Origin of the sequence: Micromonospora sp. B006 (assembly GCF_003408515.1) — a bacterium.
GTDB lineage: Bacteria > Actinomycetota > Actinomycetes > Mycobacteriales > Micromonosporaceae > Micromonospora > Micromonospora echinospora_A.
Genome location: NZ_CP030865.1, coordinates 6229964 through 6248713, shown reverse-complemented (window position 1 = coordinate 6248713; position 18750 = coordinate 6229964). Strand labels below are relative to the sequence as shown.

The 18750-nt window shown below is 72.4% G+C and carries 15 protein-coding genes; all 15 read left to right on the top strand.

The window, feature by feature from the left end; genetic code table 11:
- Positions 1-17 precede the first annotated feature (17 nt).
- Entirely contained in the window at positions 18-1217 is a 1200-nt protein-coding gene (locus MicB006_RS28020) for a hypothetical protein (protein ID WP_116510112.1), read from the top strand.
- Positions 1214-3052 carry an AAA family ATPase gene (locus MicB006_RS28015; RefSeq protein ID WP_116510111.1) on the top strand — a complete coding sequence of 613 codons (1839 nt, stop codon included), beginning with the start codon at positions 1214-1216 and terminating at the stop codon, positions 3050-3052. Before MicB006_RS28020 ends, MicB006_RS28015 begins: the two co-directional genes overlap by 4 nt.
- Positions 3052-3702 (top strand): 4Fe-4S single cluster domain-containing protein, encoded by a 651-nt coding sequence (locus MicB006_RS28010; RefSeq protein WP_116510109.1) that lies wholly within the window; start codon positions 3052-3054, stop codon positions 3700-3702. Before MicB006_RS28015 ends, MicB006_RS28010 begins: the two co-directional genes overlap by 1 nt.
- Entirely contained in the window at positions 3690-4160 is a 471-nt protein-coding gene (locus MicB006_RS28005) for an FHA domain-containing protein (protein WP_116510108.1), read from the top strand. The genes MicB006_RS28010 and MicB006_RS28005 overlap by 13 nt, the downstream gene beginning before the upstream one ends.
- Positions 4157-6769 carry a hypothetical protein gene (locus tag MicB006_RS28000; protein WP_116510107.1) on the top strand — a complete coding sequence of 871 codons (2613 nt, stop codon included), beginning with the start codon at positions 4157-4159 and terminating at the stop codon, positions 6767-6769. The genes MicB006_RS28005 and MicB006_RS28000 overlap by 4 nt, the downstream gene beginning before the upstream one ends.
- Complete coding sequence (locus MicB006_RS27995; RefSeq protein WP_116510106.1) at positions 6766-9444, top strand: helix-turn-helix domain-containing protein; 2679 nt, start codon at positions 6766-6768, stop codon at positions 9442-9444. Before MicB006_RS28000 ends, MicB006_RS27995 begins: the two co-directional genes overlap by 4 nt.
- Before the next feature lie 32 nt (positions 9445-9476).
- Positions 9477-11066 (top strand): hypothetical protein, encoded by a 1590-nt coding sequence (locus MicB006_RS27990; protein WP_116510105.1) that lies wholly within the window; start codon positions 9477-9479, stop codon positions 11064-11066.
- Positions 11067-11070: 4 nt separating this feature from the next.
- Entirely contained in the window at positions 11071-11865 is a 795-nt protein-coding gene (locus tag MicB006_RS27985) for a hypothetical protein (RefSeq protein WP_116510103.1), read from the top strand.
- 132 nt (positions 11866-11997) lie between these two features.
- Positions 11998-13176 carry an FAD-dependent oxidoreductase gene (locus MicB006_RS27980; RefSeq protein WP_161565966.1) on the top strand — a complete coding sequence of 393 codons (1179 nt, stop codon included), beginning with the start codon at positions 11998-12000 and terminating at the stop codon, positions 13174-13176.
- A gap of 5 nt (positions 13177-13181) precedes the next feature.
- Positions 13182-14447, top strand: a complete 1266-nt coding sequence (locus MicB006_RS27975; RefSeq protein ID WP_116511898.1) for an NAD(P)/FAD-dependent oxidoreductase — start codon at positions 13182-13184, stop codon at positions 14445-14447.
- The gene (locus tag MicB006_RS27970) at positions 14444-15175 is read left to right on the top strand and encodes a DUF1365 domain-containing protein (RefSeq protein WP_116510101.1); all 732 of its coding nucleotides are present in this window, start codon (positions 14444-14446) and stop codon (positions 15173-15175) included. Before MicB006_RS27975 ends, MicB006_RS27970 begins: the two co-directional genes overlap by 4 nt.
- 191 nt (positions 15176-15366) lie before the next feature.
- Entirely contained in the window at positions 15367-16431 is a 1065-nt protein-coding gene (locus MicB006_RS27965; RefSeq protein WP_161565965.1) for a class I SAM-dependent methyltransferase, read from the top strand.
- Between the two features lie 5 nt (positions 16432-16436).
- On the top strand, positions 16437-17693 hold the full coding sequence (locus MicB006_RS27960; RefSeq protein ID WP_116511896.1) for a cyclopropane-fatty-acyl-phospholipid synthase family protein: 1257 nt from the start codon (positions 16437-16439) through the stop codon (positions 17691-17693).
- Complete coding sequence (locus MicB006_RS27955; RefSeq protein ID WP_116510099.1) at positions 17690-18040, top strand: hypothetical protein; 351 nt, start codon at positions 17690-17692, stop codon at positions 18038-18040. The genes MicB006_RS27960 and MicB006_RS27955 overlap by 4 nt, the downstream gene beginning before the upstream one ends.
- The gene (locus MicB006_RS27950; protein WP_152037900.1) at positions 18037-18696 is read left to right on the top strand and encodes a hypothetical protein; all 660 of its coding nucleotides are present in this window, start codon (positions 18037-18039) and stop codon (positions 18694-18696) included. The genes MicB006_RS27955 and MicB006_RS27950 overlap by 4 nt, the downstream gene beginning before the upstream one ends.
- Positions 18697-18750: the final 54 nt, after the last annotated feature.

Below are 18750 nucleotides of genomic sequence, written 5' to 3'. Positions count from 1 at the left end.
TACCCGGGGGTTCTGCTTTGAGTTCCGGAACGTCTTACGACTGGGCCTACGAACAGGAGCGTGAACGGCAACGCCAGGCCGAGCTGCGCGCTGAGCTGGAACGGCTGCGCGTACGGCAGCGACAACTCCGGCGGCTCCAGGTGGCGCTCGCCACCCAGGGCATCCGGACCGCCTCGGCTGAGGTGGCCGAGGTTGACACGCAGGCCGGCTCGGCCCAACTGAGCATCGCCGTGACCGAGGCACGCACCAGCCTCGACGCGCTGGAGAGCCGCCTGGAGGAGGAGGTGGCCCAGCGCACGCGGGAACGGACGGCGAGATGGATGGCGACCCCGGTCGCGGCGGTCGAGCTTCCATCGGAGCCGTCGCTCGGGACGGCTCTCGCCGAGGAACGGGCCCGGGCAGAGGCCGCCGTGGTGGCGACGCTGGCCCGGGCCGCCGAGGAACTGGTCGCGTTCGAGGCCACCCGCTGCGCCGACGACCAGCTCGCCGACCTGCGACGGCGAGCCGAGAGAGTCGGCGGCTTGGACCCGGTGCGCGCCCGCCGAGCGCTGGTCGACATCGAGTCGCGGGTGGCGTCGTCGATCCGCCGCCGTCGCGACTCCGATCACGCCGAACAGACCCGCATCGAACTGCTCACCCTGGTCGGCGAGCTACCGACGGAGCAGCGCACGGCGCTGCGCCGGCGAATAGACGGGACGCCGGCCACCGAGTTGGCCGGTCTGCGCGACGAGGTACGGGCCGTCGTGGAGCGACACCACCACCGCCAGGCCCGCGCCGAGGTGACCGCGCGGGTGCTGGCCGCCCTGCGCGAACGGGGGTACGAGCTCGGCGAGCCCTTCGACGACCTGCTCACCGACGGCCCCCGGGTGACGGTGCTGACCTCGACGGAGACTCCGGACCACGGGGTACGCCTGCTGCTCGACCCGGAACACAACCGGTTCCAGGCCACCACCGTGCGGCGTGAGGGAGCCAGCGACACCAGCCGGGATCAGGAGGCCCAGGAGGGTCTGTGCGAGGCCCTAGACGAGATTGAGGCAGACCTCGCGACCGGCGGGCTCAGCCTGCACCGGGTGCTGCGCCGACCGGTCCAGGACCGGGTCGCGACGATGCCCGCCCACCACTGGCCGGCCACCGCCGCCTCCACCACCAGGGCGCAGCAGGCCGAGTACCAGCGGCAACGGCAAGCCGGCCGGCGGACGAAGGGACGGACGTCATGACAACCCCGGAGAATGCTCGGACGCTGCCGGCATGGGCGCGGGAGGTCGAGCTGTCGCTGCCACTGCACCCGCAGATCCTGCTCAGCGGCAACGTGCGCGATCTGTATCCGCTGGTCACCGCGGGCGACGACGAGGTCGACCTGGTCGACCTGCCGGAGATGGTGTGGACGGTGGTGTCCCGACGTGGCTATGCCGCGATGCTGGTGCTGAACCCGGTCACCGCCAGAGTCGACGTGCGATCGGCCGACAAGCCGCCGGAGTGGACGGCGCCGCTGCTGAGCACCGTCTACGACACCCCGGCGGCGATCAGTGGCCTACTCGTCCAGGTGGTGCAGAACCGGGAGGCACCGGTCGCGCTCGCCCTGCCGTACACCGCTCGGCTCGCCCCGGCCGAAGGCCTGCTCGAACCGGCCGACCGGGCTCTGCTGACGCGCGCCGAGGTGCTCGGCCATCAGGCCACGCCGACTCGCGGCGCCGGAGCGGCGGGCACCATGGCACCGTTCAACACGATCGTCTGGGCGTGCGAGCGACAGGAGGAACTGCACGCGCTGTTCCCGATCGGCAGCCCGATGCTGCGGGTGATACCGGTCCCCCGGCCGACCCTGGACGTCCGGGCTACCGCAGCGCAGTTCCTGTTCAAGGACTCGTCGTCCGACCAACGCAAGGCCCGGGCGCACGCGATCGGCGAGGTCACCCACGACATGACGGTCCGCGACGTGATCGCCTGCGGCAAGCTGGCTCGCGACCGCGGCCTGCCGGCCGACCGTTACGCCGACGCCGCGCGGCTGCTCCAGGTCGGCATCACCGACGACCCGTGGTCGGCCACGCGACTCCGCGAGAAGATCAAAAAGGCCGAGGACTACCTCAACGCGCGTGTGCTCGGCCAAGAGCGGGCGGTGCGCAAGGCCGTCGACATCCTGGTCCGCTCGGCCGTCGGCCTCAACGGCGCGCACACGTCCAGCTCGCCCAACCGGCCCCGGGGCGTGCTGTTCCTGGCCGGCCCGACAGGCGTCGGCAAGACCGAGCTGGCCAAGGCGATCGCCTCCCTGGTTCTGGGCGGGGACGCCGAGCCGCACCGCTTCGACATGAGCGAGTTCCGGGCGGACGAGGCCCACCAGCGGCTGATCGGCGCGCCGCCCGGTTACGTCGGATACGCCGCGGGCGGAGAGCTCACCAACCTCGTACGCGCCAACCCGGTCAGCGTCCTGCTCTTCGACGAGATCGACAAGGCCCATCCACGCATCTTCGACCTGTTCCTGCAGATCCTCGAGGACGGGCGGCTCACCGACGGCCGCGGCGCGACCGTGTACTTCACCGAGTGCTTCCTGATCTTCACGTCCAACCTCGGGGTCAGCGAGGCGAAGGCCCCCGATGGTGGGCCCGCCCCCGCCGCGGTAACGCCTACCGTCAGCTACCACACTCAGCCGGCCCAGGTCGAACGAATGTTGCGGGACGCGTTCACCCACTTCTTCAACCAGACGCTCGGTCGCCCCGAGCTGCGCAACCGGTTCGGCGACAGTTACGTCGTCCTCGACTACATCCGCCCGCACGTCGCGCCGCGCATCTTGACAAAGGCGGTGGAGTCGGTCGCCGCCCGTGTCTCCCGGGTCCACGACCTGCGGCTGGATGTTCGGCCCGACGTCGAGACCAAGCTCGGCGACATCATGTTGGAGCGCCTCGAGGACGGTGGCCGCGCCATCGGCACTCTGGTCGAGACCGTGGTGGTCAACCCACTCAGTCGCTGGATCTTCGACCAGGCGCCCGCGCCCGGCTCGGTCGTCACGCTCACGTCGATCGCCGGCTCTGACGGCGACTGGCGCGTGGAGGTCAACTGATGGCCCGGCTGGCACGCGTCTACTTTCCGGTCACGGCGCTCGGCCCCGGCCGTCGGCTCGGTGTCTGGTTCCAGGGGTGCCCGATCGCCTGTCCCGGCTGCATGTCGCGGGACACCTGGGCGGCCGACGGTGGCACCGTGGTGCCGGACGACTGGTTCGCCGGCGCCTGGGCGACGGCGCTGGCCCGCGGCGCCACCGGGCTCACGGTCAGCGGCGGGGAACCGACCGAGCAGCCGCAGTCCCTGCTCGCCCTGCTGCGCGCGGTGCGGTCGGCGCCCGCCCCGCACGGGACGGAACCCGCCGACGTGCTGGTGTACACCGGCCGCAGCCGTACGGAGTTCGCCACACTCGTACCGGGCGGCGCCGACCTGGCCGACGCGCTCGTCACCGGCCCGTACCGGGTGAGCGAGCCGACCGACCTGATCTGGCGCGGCTCGGCCAACCAGCGGCTGCACCTGCTCAGCGACCTCGGCCGGGAGCGGTACGCGGACTACGAGCAGTATCGACCCGAGCAGCCACCGATGCAGTTCGTCGTCGACGACGACAAGGTCTCCTACGTCGGGGTGCCGCGGACCGGAGCGCTGCCCCGGATGGAGCGCAGCCTGCGTGCCGCCGACGTCCACCTGGGACGGTCGTCGTGGCGGCCCTGAGCTGGGTGTGCCCGGTCGGAGGCTGCCCGGTACGGCGGGACCGTCCGGGTAGCTGCCCGGACGACCTCGTGCAGCTCGTCGTCGAGGAGAGCGGGCCCGAGCCGCGACGGGAGCCGGAGCCGGAAGCGGCGCCCCCGGCCACCCTCGCCATCGACTGCCTGTGGGGCCAGATTGTCGACATCCCGGCCTGCGGGCTGGCGATCGGCCGGTCGGCCCCGGCGTTCCGAGGCGGCGGCATCGATCCCTACGACCAGGTGTCCCGCCACCACGCCCGACTGTTCTGGGTCGACGGTCGGCTTCTGGTCGACGACACCGAGTCCGCCAACGGCACCTTCGTCGACGGCGTCCGGGTCAACCCGGGCGAGCCGATGGCCCTCGCCGCCGGACAGGAACTGCGCCTCGCGGAAGACGTGCCATGCAAGATCGTGCAGCTCAATGAGTTCGGAGAACCGATGTGACCCCAGAGGAGAGAGCATCCGAGGCCCGACCGGCCGACCCGCCCACCCGACTCCAGGGACCCCGGCGTGCCTCGGCCGATCGACACACAGAGCCGGAGCCTGTCGCGACCCGGATCCAGAACACGCCACGGCAGCAGCCCGCCGCCACCCGGATCCAGAACGCCCCGCGGCCGACCGACGCGACCGGCCGGGATCCGGTCCAGGTCGTCCCGGCCGAACTTCGGGACCGGTTCGTCGTCGGCAAGCAGCTCGGCTCCGGCGGCGAGGCCACCGTCTGGCTCGCCCACCCCGCCGGCGAGCCAGGCAACCCGATGGCGCTCAAGGTATACCGGCACGGTGCACCGTTCGACCTGGACCTGCGTCGTCGGCTCGACCGGCCGGACTGGCGGCGCCACGTTCCGGAGCTCCACGCGTACGGCATGGCTCGCCTGGCCGAGAGCATCGAGGTCGGCTGGGAGGCGATGGAGTACTTCCCGCTCGGCACGCTCACCGACCTGGTCACCCGGGAGACGCGGTCGGGCGGGACATTGCCGGACAACCGGCTGCGGGCGATCGTGGCCGAACTGGTCGACTCGTTCGAATTCTGGGAGAACACGGTCAGGAGCCGGCAGACCGACGTGTCGCCCGGCAACATCCTGGTGCGCGCGGACGGCCCCCGCCCCGAGTTCGTGACGGGCGACTTCGGCGGGATCGTCGGCACCGGCAGGAGCAAGCGCTTCGGCGATCTGATGGCGAAAGCCCCCTACATGTCACCGGAGTCGCTAGCCGGGCTGAACGATCCGCTCGGGCCTTACTGGAGCCTGGGCGCGATCTGTTACGAACTGCTCAGCGGCCAGCGGGTGTTCGGTGACGATCTCACCGAGGACACCGTCCGGGTCGCGCTGATCTTCGACGAGCCCGACGTTGACGACCTGCCCGAGCAGTGGCGGGACCTGGCGGCGGGGCTGCTGACGCGGCGGCTGGAGGACCGGTGGGGTGCCGGGGAGGTACGCGACTGGCTGGCAGGGCGCAAGGTGCCGGTCCGGCGCGGGGCGAAGGGTGCGGCCCACATGCCGGTGACATTCGCGAGTACCCCGTACAACGATCCGATCGCACTGGCCGCGGCCATGGTCGACAACAGCGAGGAAGCCGCGGACTGGCTCTGCGGCTCCGGCGCGGCCCGCCTCGGCCAGTGGCTCGGCGAGGATCTGAGAGACCACCGCTTCGACCGCCGCCTGCTGGCCGACATCAGCGGCGAGACGGTTTCCGCGCATGTCGTCGTAGCTGCCTTCGCCGCCACCTACCTTCCGAACCTGCCGCCCCGGTACCGAGGTGCGGCGATGACGGCGGAGCGACTCGGTGTCCTGGCGGCCGACCCGGCCCGCCACCAGACCCTTGTCGAGGTGATTCGGCGAGGGGTGCTCCCGTACGCCGCGCGCCATCGCTGCGACCACCTCGACTGCGTCACCACGGCCGGGGACGACGGCTGCCTGCGGCTGGCCCGGCTCGGCCAGTTGCTCCCACGCGCCGTCGCGATCGCAATTAACAGCCTGGCGGCGCTGCCCGGCGAGTTCGGCGACAAGGACGCGCAACAGGCCGCGTCGATCGACCCGGCCGCCGGACGGGTACTGACGCCAGTGGTCGAGCGGGACGTGTGCGCGGCGGCGGTGCTGCTCGCGACCGAGCCGGAACCGCCCAGGGGCCGCCAGCTCACGCTCCGGTTCACCCGGGGCCCCGACGAGCCGTGGTGGCAGCTGCGCCGACGGGCCGCACTCGCCGCAGAGCCGGACAACGCCGAAGGGCTCGCCGCCCTGGTCGTCGCCGAGACTCTGCGCCCCTTCGCCCGGGCGTACCAGCAGGCACTGTCCAAGGCGCGCCGGGTGGCCGGTGACCAGACCGGCGCCCGGTCGAGCACCAGGTTGTGGGCACGGGTCGACCGGCTGGCGAACCGTCTCGACGAGCGGGCGGGGCAGCGCACCTGGCCGTGGGTCCTGGTGGTGGTCTTCGCCGCCGTCGAGGCGTTCGGGCTGTCGCCGACGGTCCGCACGTGGGCGGCTTCCGACCCGGAGATCAACGGATCGATCCGGCAGGGCGTCACCTGGCTGCGATCGAACACACCGGACTTCGTCACCGGCGCCACCGACCCGCTCGGCGCCTGGCAGTCCACGCTGTCGCCGGACACCACGCGCTGGGTCGGCCCGGCGGTCGTAGCCGGGATCGTCGTCGCGTGCCTGGCGCTCGCCCGCAAGACCACCGGCCGGACCGGTGGGGCCCGGCTGACCCGGGTGCTCGCGGCGCTGACCGGCCGCCTCGTCATGGCCGTGTGCCTGCTGCACCTGGCCGTGCTGTCGTTCGGTCCGGTGGCGAACGGCCTCACCGCCACGTCCCCGTGGCTGGCCGGCACCTTCGTCATCGTGGTGGCGGGTCTCGTCCGACCGCTCAGCGGCACCCCCCGCTCGACGGCACCGCCGGCAGCGCCCTGGCCGGCCCGGCTCCTCGTCGGCGGCGGCCTGCTCGCGATCACCCTGGTGCTGCTTCAGCACGCGCCACTGCCGGACCCGGGCGCAACGGCCGACCCGGCCGTACCGGCGGCGCCGACCCGGCACGCCACGCCACGGAGCACGAAGTGACGACACCGGTCGACGCGGTCGCCATCAACACGCGTATGCAGTTCTCGTCCGGCCTGGGCCGGCTCCGGGCGGCCTCCGGCCGGACCGTCCGTGAGGTAGCGGACGAGATCGGGCTGCCGTCGAGCACGGTTGGCGGGTACTTCGGCGGCAAGCACCTGCCGGCCCGCAACCCGCCTGACACCCTGCGCCGGCTGCTGCGGGCGTGCGGCGTCACCGACGAGCGGACGCTCGCCGAGTGGGAGGAGGCTCTACGCCGGGTCCGGGACGGCCGGAACGCCGCGGGACCGGTGAGCGACAGTGTCGGCGCCGCCGATGTTCCGGAGCCACCGCAAGTGCCGCGGCAGCGCACCGGCCCGCCTTCCGGGCCGGCCGGCGCGGGATGGCTGCGACGGACCGCACTCGTCTCCACCCGCCCACCCGTGGACCGGCTCACCGTGGAACCGGAGCTGCGGGGACGCGACGACCTCGTGGCCGGACTGGTCTCCGACCTGCGGGCCGGCGACACCACCGGGCCCCGCCCGGCATACGTGCTCCACGGTCTCGGCGGCTGCGGCAAGACCACCATCGCCCTGGCGGTCGCGCGGCAGGCGATGGCGTGCGGCATCCGGACCTGGTGGGTCTTCGCCGGCGGCACGGAGAGCGTCTGGGCGGGCATGCTCGCGCTCGCCGCCGAACTGGGCGCGAGCACCGAGCAGCTGAGCCTCGGCAGCTCCCCCGACCTGCTCTGGCGCCTGCTCGACGAGCAGGACGAGCCGTGGCTGCTGATCATCGACAACGTCGACGATCCCCGTGGTGGCCTCGCCCTGCCGGACAGCGAGCTGACCGACGGCACCGGCTGGCTGCGCCCGATCAACGGACGGTACGGCATGGTCCTGCTGACCACCCGCGACGGCCGGGACGTCACCTGGGGCGACCCGCCACCCCCCTGGCTGCGGCTACTGCCGGTCGGCCCGCTGTCCGACGCCGACGGCGCGGCGCTCCTGACCGGCCTCGCCGGACCGGTCGCGGGCAGCCGGGAGGACGCCGAGCACCTGGCCGACCAGCTCGGTGGCCTGCCGCTGGCATTGCGCCTGACCGGGCAGTACCTCGCCCAGGCCGGTCGTCTGCCACCGGCCATCGCCGGGCCGGGTCCGGTGCGCACGTATCGCGCGTTCGCTGAGGCGCTCGCAGACGGCCGCCACGACGAGCTGTTCATCAACTCGTCGGAGGCAGCCGGTCCCGCCGACCGCCGCGCCCGCGACCTGATCGGGCGGGCCTGGGAGCCGTCGCTGGAGCTGCTCGGTCGGCAGCGTGTCGCCCACACCCGTACGATGCTGCGCCTGCTCGCCTGCTTCGAGCCCGGACGGATACCGCACGGTCTGGTTCTGGAATCGAAGGTGCTCGCCGGTTCGGCGCTCTTCGCCGGCACCGACCGATACCAGGTGTGGGAAGCGCTGCGCGCCCTGACGGGATTCGGGCTCGTGGAGATCGCCCGGACCGAATCGGCCGACCCCACGCTGGCGACCACGATCGCCATCCATCCGTTGGTCCGCGAGACGTCCCGGCAGCAGCCGGACCTCCACGCCGACGTGCACCGCTACCTCGCGCTACTCACCCGCCTGCTGAATGAGGTGACGGGACCGCTGGACCCGCGCGACCTGAGCACCTGGGAACGCTGGCAGGCGCTCGCCGAGCACTGCCAGAGCCCGCTCAGCCTGGTCGAGGAGCACCGGATCGGCTCCCACGACGTTCCGCCGGACCTGCTCACCCCGGCCATCCAGGCCACCCGGTTCCTCCGGGCCACCGGGCAGCTCCACCGCGCCGAGGCCGCGCAGCAACGCCTGCTGCGCATCGGCAAGCGGGTCTTCGATCCCGATCATCCACAGATGCTCGGGGTCGCCCACGAACACGGCCGGATCCAGTACGGCCTCGGCCGCCTCGACACCGCGCTGCGCGAGTTGCGAACCGTTCTCGCCGCCAGGCAGCGGGTGCTCGGCCCGGACGACCCGGACACCCTGACCACCCAGCACTACCTGGCCCGGGTGCTGCGCGACCAAGGCGATCTCGGTCGATCGGAACGCCTGCTGAGCCACACGCTGGAGCGCCGCCGGGTGGTCCTCGGCGAGGAGCATCCGGACACGCTCACCACCCGCAACGTGGCCGCCGACCTGCTGCGCGCGCGGGGCCGGGCCGACCTGGCCGGTCCGGAGCTGGACGCGGTTCTGACGGCCCAGGGCCGGGTGCTCGGCCTCGACCACCCGGCGGCCCTGGTCACCCGCTACCACCAGGCGTTGCTGTGGCGCGACTGCGGCGATCTGCCGGCCGCCGCCGACGGCCTGGCCGGGCTCGTCGACATCAGCCGCCGGGTGCTCGGCGCCGAGCACCCGCGCACGCTGACCGCGTTGCAGGCCCTCATCGACGTCCGGTACGAACTCGGCGCCCTCGCCGAAGCCGAGACGGCCGTGCGATCGCTACTCGACGTACGCCGGCGCACTCTCGGTGACGACCACCCGGCCACCTTCGCGACCCGGCACCGGCTCGGACAGATCCTGGCCCGCCGCGGGAATTTCGAGGCGGCTGACCAAGAACTCAGCGCCGCTCTCGACGGCCGGCGCCGGGTGCTCGGCCCGCGGCATCGCGACACCGCCGCCAGCCGCGCCGACCTTGACGCGCTACGCCTGCGCCCGGCCCGCTGACGGGCCGTACGAGACCCACGAGGAAGTGGAATATGGACGACAACTGGATCGACCCCAATCTGCGCAAGGAGCTCGGCGCACCGGCCGCGGACGCGCTGGCCGAGTCGGCGGCACTGCGCGGCACGCGGTACCGCTACGCCGGCTGGTTCGTGAACGGCCGCTCGACCGCGAACGTCGCGGCCGTCTACGCGGTCGGCGGCGGATCGACCCGCAAGCTCATCCTCAAGCACGACATGGCCGACAGCAGCCGGCTCGACCTCGCCGAGTACGCCCGGCACCACGTCGCGGTGACCGACGCGGCGGACTTCGCCAAGCGGCACCTGATCGCCCCGGTCGGCGAGCCGATCCGGGTCGGCGACGGCTCATGGATCACCTTCCAGGAAGTCGCCGGCGGCAGCTTCAAGGACTACCGGGTGCTGTCGGCCCTACTGGCCGGTGTGCCGCAGGCGAAGGTTGCAGGGGTCGACCGCAGCCTGGTGAGCCTCTGCGACCGGGCCAGTTTCGCCGCCGTCTGCACCGCAGTCGTGCACGGGCTGCTCGCCGACTGGGCCGGCAAGCCCACGATGGTGGAGTCGCCGGTCGCCGACGTGATGCGCCGGCATCTCCAGCACCGGCTGGAGCCGGGGCAGCCCCTGCACGCCGAGGCGGCCCGGTGGACCGAACCCTGGCTGACGCTGCCCGGCGAGGCGCACCGACTGCCGAACCCGTTCGCCCTGGCCGGCGACCCGGAGTCCACCGCGCGACGGGCACCGGTCCCGCTGCTGGTCGGGCGGGCACACGGCGACCTGCACCCGGAGAACATCCTGGTCCGCACGGAGATCAGTCCCGGCGACTACTTCCTGATCGATCTCTCCCGCTACGAGCACGCCGGGCCGCTGACCCGGGACCCGGTCCAGCTCGTCCTGACCATCCTGGACCGCACCATGGACGAGCGCACCGACGAGCAACGCGAACTGCTGCTCGACCTGCTCGTCCACGGGGCCACCGACGGGCGCGACATGCTGCCGCGATGGCTGCCCGACTTCGTCGACCAGGTGCGCGACGTCCAACTCGACTGGGTGCGTGACCTCGGCCTCATCGACGAATGGCGGCAGCAGACGCTGCTGTCGCTGTCCGCCTGCGCGCTCATGTTCCTGGGCCGTCCCACGACCGCACCGATCCACCGGCAGTGGTACCTGCGGCTGGCCGCGCGGGCGGCCGCCGCCTACCTCGGCGATGTGGACGGCACCGCCTTCACGACGGACCGGGCGGATACCGGAAGCATCACCTCCCACGCCACGGCCGACGGCGGCCAGGTCGCGATGCTGTGCGTGAACCTGCCGGCCCTGCGGGCGACCGCCGGGCCGCGCGGGCTGAGCGGCGAGGTGGAGTCCCTGGTTGCCAGGGCCCGCCTCGGCGTCGACGTCGCCGCCGACTACGAAGCCCTCCTCCGGCTCCTGTCGGATGACGACGAGGACGTGCGCCACGGCCTCACCGGGTTCGGCGGCGGACGCCCGGTTGTCGGCGAGGTCTTCACCTGCCCGCTGCAACGGTCCTGCGGGCGGGAGACGCGACGTGCGCCGGGCGGTGGACGGCCGCGGTGCCCGCTGCTGGGCACGGCCATGACCCAGGATATGCGGTAGACACGTGACCGGCGACGACGCGTACGGCGTGCGGCCCGACCGCTGGCGGCAGGCGCTCGGGCCACTGTCCGCCGTCTGGGTGGCCGCCGCGGCCGTCGCCGCCGCGCCCGGCCACGACCCGCGTCGGCTCGACATCCCGGAGGCGCCCGTCACGGCAGCCGGCTTCGTGCTGGTGTGGGCCTCGATCGGCCTGCTGGTCCCGCTGCTCGCGGCGACGGTCGCGGCCCTGTGGCTCGGCCGGTGGCCGATCGGGGCGGGCGCGCTCACAGCGCGGCGGCAGGCCCGCTGGGATCGGGCCCATCAACTGGTCGAGGAGCTAGCCAATCGGGGTGCGCCGGACGAATCGCAGGCCCACGCGCTGGCCCGACGGACGCGGATCGCCCCGTCCCGTCCGTGCCGCCCGACGTGGATCGGGGATCGGTGGTCCGCGGTCGAGCCGCGGATCGACGAGGCGTACGGCTTGGACCTGGTCACCGCCTGGCCGCGGCTGTGGCTGGCCCTACCCGAGCCGACCCGCGCCGAACTGCGGACCGCGAAGGCGGACTGGGACCGCAGCACCCACCTGGCTGCGTGGGCCATCCCCTTCGGCGCCATCGGCCTGGTGTGGTGGCCGCTGCTCGTCGTCGCGGCGACCCTGGCCGTCGCCGGCTGGTTGCGGGGGCGGGCCACCATCGCCTACCGGGCCGACCTAGTCGAGGCGGCGTTCGACCTGCGCGCGGGCGAGCTTCCGGCCCTGCTCGCCGGGCTCGAGCCGGAGGCCGGGCGGCGGCTGATCGCGGACCTGCGCAAGGGCACGTGACCGCCGTACGGACCTGTACGGACCCCATCCGGACCAGGATCATCCCCTGGTACCCACCTGGCTCCCCGCGGTTTCCTGCGGAGGTCCACGGCCCGGCCAGTCCGGCAGGGCCCGACCGAGCGGGAGGCAGGCGTGCGCGTCGCCGTCATCGGATCCGGAATCTCCGGCCTCAGCTGCGCCTTCTATCTGGCCGAACACCCCGGCGTCGAGATCGTGGTGTACGAGCGCGACGACGTGCTCGGTGGCCGCGCCAACACCGATGCGGACGGCGAGCACTGCCCGCGCATCTTCCTCAGCGACTACCACACCCTCTCCGGCATCCTGCGTCGTATCGTCGGTCCGGACGGGCGCACCGTGCACGATCACCTGCGACGACTGCGCCGGTTCAGCTACGCCCCGGGCCACGGCTGGGTCGAGACGTCCCACCTGTACCGCGTGTTCGCCAGGGAGATCCCCCTGGGCCAGCGGATCCGGATGATCCGGCGGCCACGCTCGCCGCTGGTCGCGGAGCAGCACCCGGGTGCCAACGCCAACCGCTACGGCTCGCTGAAGAACTACTCCGGGCCCGCGCTGTTGCGCATGGCGTTGAGCCTGCTGCGGTCCCGGACCGCCTACACGTTCGACGGTCCGACGCACACCTACCTGGTGGAGCCCTGGGTCCGGCACCTGACCGCGCGAGGTGTCACGTTCCGGTCGAGCTGCCCGGTGACGAAGCTGACGCCGGGGTCGGGCCGGATCACCGTACGGTCGGGCGGCGGCTTCGAGGTCTTCGACGCTGTCGTGATCACCGCGTTCATCCCGGACGTCATCCCGTTGCTGGCCGCCTCCGGCCTGCCATCGGCGGCCCGCCACCTCAACCACACGCACTGCAAGGCATTCACCGTCGAGCTGGACCCCGCCGAGCCGGTCCTCGCCACCGCCGGACCGGCGATGTACTGCCGCGACGGCATCAACATAGTGCTGCATTCCAGCCACCGACGCGGCATCATCCTGGTGACCCGGGCGGCAAGCACCGCCGACGACTTCGTCCTCGGCAAGGTGCGCGAATATCTCGGCCTCCGACATCCGTTCCGGGCGGTCCGCGTACGCGCCAACCAGTTGCCCCACGAGGCGGTGTACGCGGCCAGCTACCTGCGCCCGGATACCGTCCTCACCCGCCCGGTGCCGGGCCTGTTCCTGGCCGGCTCCTACCTGCGGAACAGCTATCCGGTCGACTCCGGTGAGGGCGCGGCCAGGACAGCGCTCGCCGCCTACCGGCAGATCAGCCAGGCGTACGGCCTGGCGGACCTCTCGACCGCCCTGGTCGGGTGAGCCCGATGCCCGATTCCCCTCGCCGCATCGCCGTAATCGGAGCCGGCATCGCCGGGCTCACCGCTGCCCACCTGCTGCAACGGGTCGCCGAGGTGACGCTCTACGAGGCCGATGACCGACTCGGCGGCCATGCGCACACCCACGACGTGAGAACTGCCGACGGCGTGCTGCCGGTCGACTCCGGCTTCATCGTTCACAACGAGCGGACCTACCCGCTCCTCGGTCGGCTCCTCGCTGAGCTCGGTGTGGAGACCCAGCCGGCCGCGATGAGCATGTCGGTCCGGTGCGACGGCTGCGGGCTGGCCTACGCCGGCTCGCGCGGGCCGGTCGGGCTGCTGCCGCGCGGGGACCGGGGCCGCTACCTGGCCCTGCTCGGTCAGGTGCCGCTGTTCTACCGCCGGGCACGACACCTGCTCGCCGAGCCGCCCGTGACTGGTGCGCCCGAACCGACCCTCGGTGAGTTCCTGGCCGCCGGCCGGTACTCCCGATACTTCGTCGACCATTTCGTCGCCCCGCTCGTGGCGGCCGTGTGGAGTTGCGGCCCGCATCTGGCGGCCGACTACCCGGCCCGTCACCTGTTCGCCTTCCTGGACAACCACACCATGCTCCAGGTGCGCCGCTCGCCGGGGTGGCGCACGGTGCGGGGCGGATCCCGGACGTACGTCCGGGCCGTCGCGGCCAAGCTCAGCGCCGTACGCCCCGGTGCCGCCGTCCGTGCCGTACGGCGGCACGGCCGCGGCGTGACCGTCCATGACGTCACCGGTGACGCCAGCGATTTCGAGGGCGTGGTCGTCGCGACGCACGCCGACCAGGCGCTGCGCCTGCTGGAGCGGCCGACCCGGCGCGAGCGCGAGCTGCTGGGCGCCTTCGCCTACGCCCGTAACGAGGCGGTGCTGCACACCGACGGATCGGTCCTACCCGACCGCCCAGGCGTGCGCGCCGCGTGGAACTACACCCAGCCGAACTGCCGACCGGCCAACGGCGGGGTCCGGATCAGCTACTGCATGAACACGCTGCAATCACTGCCGACCCGCACGCCGGTGGTGGTGACCCTCAACGGCGACGGCCACATCGCACCCGAGCGCGTGCTCGCCCGCATGACGTACGAGCATCCGATCTACACCCGGCGGGCGGTCGAGGCCCAACGCGGGCTGGCCGAGCTGAACGAGGGCGGCGTCGTCTTCGCTGGTGCCTACCACGGCTGGGGCTTTCACGAGGACGGCTGCCGGTCCGGGGCCGCCGCGGCCGCGCGCGGGGGAGCGGTGCGGTGAGCGCGGCCTGCCTGTACGAGTGTGTGGTGCGCCACCGGCGGCTCACACCGGTCCGCTACGGCTTCCGGCACCGCACTTACCTGTGGTTGGTCGACCTCGACGACCTGCCGGTGCTGCCGTGGTGGTTACGCCCGATCGCCGGCTTCCGCGCCGACGACCACCTGGGCCCGGCCGGCGGTCCGCTGCGCACCGGCGTCGACGAAAACCTGGCAGCACACGGGATCGACCTGCGTGGCGGACGGATCCACATGCTGACCCAGGCCCGCGTGGCCGGTCACGTCTTCAACCCCCTCACCCTCTACTGGTGCTGGTATGCGGACGGGACCCCGGCCGCCGTGATCGCCGAGGTCCGCAACACCTACGGCGGGTGGCACCGGTATGTGCTGTATCCGGACGCCCGCTGGCGTGCCGAGGTGGCCAAGAGCTTCCCGGTCTCTCCGTTCTTCCCGGTCGACGGCTCCTATCTGATCCGGGTCCCGCCGCCCGGTGAACGGCTCGCCGTCGGCGTCACCCTTCGCCGTGACGGTGCCGCCGCGTTCGTCGCCGACATCACCGGCCGGCGCCACCCGGGCACCACGGGCTCGCTGCTGCGCCTGGCCGCCCGCCATCCGCTCGCCACCGTCGCGGTCAGCGCCGGGATCCGATTCCACGGCATCCGTCTCTTCCTTCTCGGCCTACCGACCCATCCACACGCCACGACCGCCCGTGGCGACAAGGAGGAGCAGTGAGCATCCGACAATCCCTGCCCGTCATCCGGGACGACACCGCCTGGTGGCGGCCTCCGGGCACGATCCCCGCCGCCCGGGTCCGAGGTCACTTGACGCGCCTCGCGGTCGCGCCCATGGCCCGCCGGCTCGGCGTCCGGGTCGCGCTGCCCGACGGGCGGACCCTCGGAGGCGGTGACCCACGGGCGCCGCTGATGCGACTGCACGACCCGGAGTCGCTCTACCGCCGTTTCGGGGCGCTCGGACCGATCGGATTCGGAGAGTCCTATCAGGCCGGTGAGTGGGACGCCGACGACCTGCCCGCCCTTCTGACCACCGTGGCCGGACACCTGCGGAGGATGGCCCCGCGGCCGGTGCTGTGGCTGACCCGCGTCCAGGCAGACCGGCGCCGCTCGCCGGAGACCCGCAACACCCACCACGCCGCAGCCCGCAACGTCCGGCACCACTATGACCTGCCGAACGAACTGTTCGCGCTGTTCCTGGACGAGACAATGACGTACCGCGGCGATCTTTCCCACACGATTCCGCAAAGGACAGCCGCAGGCGGACGAGACGCTCAGCCGAGGCGCAGGCTCGCAATTACGTCGGATGCCGACCTCGGCGTCTGGGAGCGGCACCCGGCTGTTGGGAGACCGGCACCGATCGGCTCGCATGGACCGCCGCCAGACGTGGCGCTGCTTCCCACCGTCACGCTTCTGTCAACCAGTGCGCTGGCGGGCCCGCCGGAGGGGCATAGGGGGACCCAATCCGTTGAGCTCTGCGACTACCGCGACATCCGTCCCCGGGAGGCCGGCGGTTACGACGCCATTGTCAGCGCCGAGATGCTGGAGGGCGTCGGGTACGAGTTCTGGCCCCACTACTTCACCACCCTCGACCGGCTGCTGGCGCCGGGCGGCCGGGTGGCGATCCAGACCATCACCATGCGTCATGACGACATGCTCGCGACCCGCGGCAAGGACACGTGGATCCACCGCTACATCTTCCCGGGCGGCCTGATCCCCTCGGTCCCCGCGATCGAGGAGGCCTGCCGGCGGCACACCGGGCTGCGTGTCCAGCAGGTCGGCTCGTACGGTCCGCACTACGCCGCCACACTGCGGCTGTGGCGGGAGCGGTTCGACCGACATGCCGGAGAGGTCGCCGCTCTCGGCCTCGACCGGGAGTTCCGACGCACCTGGAACCTCTATCTGGCGTACTCCGAGGCCGGCTTCGCCGCCGGCTACCTGGACGTCGAACACCTCCTGCTGGACCGGGCGCAATGACCGCCATGACGATGCGGCCGAATTCCGACGCCGGCGTGGCGGGCCGGATGCTGGACCTGGCGCGCGCCGTTACCGGGCGGCCCCCGGCCATACGGCTCCGGGCCTGGGACGGCAGCGAGGCCGGCCCAGCGGACGCACCGGCGCTGGTGCTGACCGACCGCGCGGTGTTGCGGCGTCTGTTCTGGCGTCCCGGCGAGTTGAGCCTGGCCCGGGCGTGGGCTACCGGTGAGATCGATGTCGATGGTGATCTCGCGGAGGCGTTGCGACGCGCGCGTGCCGAGGTGGTCGCAGCCCGTCGTGCACCATGGCGCATCCGGACCGGGGTAGGCGTTCGGGCCGCCGCCCTCGGGATACGGCACGGCATGCTCGGCCGCCCGCCGGCCCGGCCCGAGGCGGAGGCGGTGCTGGCCGGCCGCCGGCACAGCCGTGGCCGCGACCGGGCTGCCGTCGCTTTCCACTACGACCTGTCCAACGAGTTCTACCGGCTCATCCTCGACCCGTCGATGGCGTACTCCTGTGCCTACTGGCCGGAGGACGGATCGACGGACCTCGCGGCGGCGCAGCGCGCCAAGCTCGATCTGATCTGCGGCAAGCTGGGTCTGCTTCCCGGACACCGGCTGCTCGACATCGGCTGCGGGTGGGGGTCACTGACGTGCCACGCGGCACGCTACTACGGCGCCCGGATCACCGCGATCACCGTTTCGCGCATGCAGTACGACTTCGTTGCCGGGCGGATCGCCGCCGAAGGCCTCGGCGACCTGATCGACCTACGGCTCCAGGACTACCGCGACCCGGCCGGTGACAGCTACGACGCCGTCGCCACCGTGGAGATGGGCGAGCACGTCGGCGCCGACGAGTATCCGACCTTCGCGGCCCGCCTCCACGACCTTGTGCGCCCGGGCGGGCGGGTGCTGGTTCAACAGATGTCCCGGGGAGCCGCCCGGCCCGGCGGCGGTGCGTTCATCGAGGCGTACATCGCCCCCGACATGCACATGCGGCCGCTAGCGGCCACCGTGTCGATGCTGAACGGGGCCGGGCTGGAGATTTACGGCGTCGAGGCGATGCGAAGGCACTACGGCCGCACCATTCGTGCCTGGCTGACACGCCTCGACGCGCAGTGGCCGGTGGCGGTCGGCCTGATCGGCGCGCAGCGGGCCCGGATCTGGCGGCTCTATCTCGCCGGCGGTGCACAGGCATTCGAGGAGGGGCGGATGGGCGTGGATCAGATCCTCGCCGTACGACCGGAGGCCGGTGCGCGATGAACGAATTGGAGTTCCCGGCCTGGCCCGAGCATCCAGGGCTCGGCGAGTGGATCCCGGCCGAACTGCTCGCCGACGTGATTGCCGAACTTTCCGGGCCTACTGGCGAGGACGGCTGGCTACGTGCGGTGCCGGACCCGCACGAGCCGTTCCCCGCCGTTCACCTGCAAGTGGTGTGGCTCGCCGACGGCCACATCCATCTGATCACTATCTCGGGGTGCACGGTGGCGGTGCCCCCGGGGCCGGCAACGCCCCGGCTGGACGGCTACCGCCACATTTCGCTGGAACAACTCGTCGCAGGGGCCGGGGACTGGGTGTCGGACAGTTGGCCCCCGTCGGCGCCCCGATGAGCCACGTGTGGGGGCAGGCGGGGGCGTTCATCGGGGTCGCGGTGGGTGCGCTCCTTTCGTTCACGCTCTCCGCCGTCGCCGACCGTGCCCGTTGGCGGCGTGACGTGGCCGTCCGCTGGGATCCGCAGCGGATGTCGGTCTACGCCGAGTACGGGTTCGCGGTGCGCCAGATGTACCAGGTCGTACTGGCTGTGGCGATGCGGCACGGTTACGGTCAGGGCCCGTTGCGATCGGTCGTTCCGGACGCCGACACGGCTCTGACGGAGGCGGAGGCGGATCGCGCGGCCCGTTTCGAGGCGGTGCTGCTGATCGGCAACCCGCGGACAATCGCCGCCGCCCGCCGATGGCACCAGTCCGTCTGGCACCTTGAGTGCTTCGCCCGCGGCCTGGTCAGCGGTCGCGTCGAGTGGGAGGCCGCGGTCCGCGAGTTCGGCGCGGCCCGCGCGGGCTACTACCAGGCCGCTCGGCTGGACCTGGGCATCGCCGGCGGCCTGCCCCGCACCAGCACACCGGAGTGGAAGGCGGCCTGGGCCAGGTCGGCGCTGCGCCCGGCGGCGCAGGTCGCGTCCGGTCAGGATGGCAGCCAGGGGGATACAGGGCCGTCGCCATACAGCGAGATCAGCGTGCCTGAACTCCTGAAGCTTGACCCAGAGTAACCAGCCGCCAGGGACGTGGCGTACCACTCGATAGTCCGGGACGCTAGTCATCGT

Coding starts and splice junctions, on each gene's coding strand:
- MicB006_RS28015 (WP_116510111.1), top strand. CDS start 1,214: ATGACAACCCCGGAGAATGCTCGGACGCTGCCGGCATGGGCGCGGGAG.
- MicB006_RS28010 (WP_116510109.1), top strand. CDS start 3,052: ATGGCCCGGCTGGCACGCGTCTACTTTCCGGTCACGGCGCTCGGCCCC.
- MicB006_RS27990 (WP_116510105.1), top strand. CDS start 9,477: ATGGACGACAACTGGATCGACCCCAATCTGCGCAAGGAGCTCGGCGCA.
- MicB006_RS27975 (WP_116511898.1), top strand. CDS start 13,182: ATGCCCGATTCCCCTCGCCGCATCGCCGTAATCGGAGCCGGCATCGCC.
- MicB006_RS27965 (WP_161565965.1), top strand. CDS start 15,367: ATGCGACTGCACGACCCGGAGTCGCTCTACCGCCGTTTCGGGGCGCTC.
- MicB006_RS27960 (WP_116511896.1), top strand. CDS start 16,437: ATGACGATGCGGCCGAATTCCGACGCCGGCGTGGCGGGCCGGATGCTG.
- MicB006_RS27955 (WP_116510099.1), top strand. CDS start 17,690: ATGAACGAATTGGAGTTCCCGGCCTGGCCCGAGCATCCAGGGCTCGGC.
- MicB006_RS27950 (WP_152037900.1), top strand. CDS start 18,037: ATGAGCCACGTGTGGGGGCAGGCGGGGGCGTTCATCGGGGTCGCGGTG.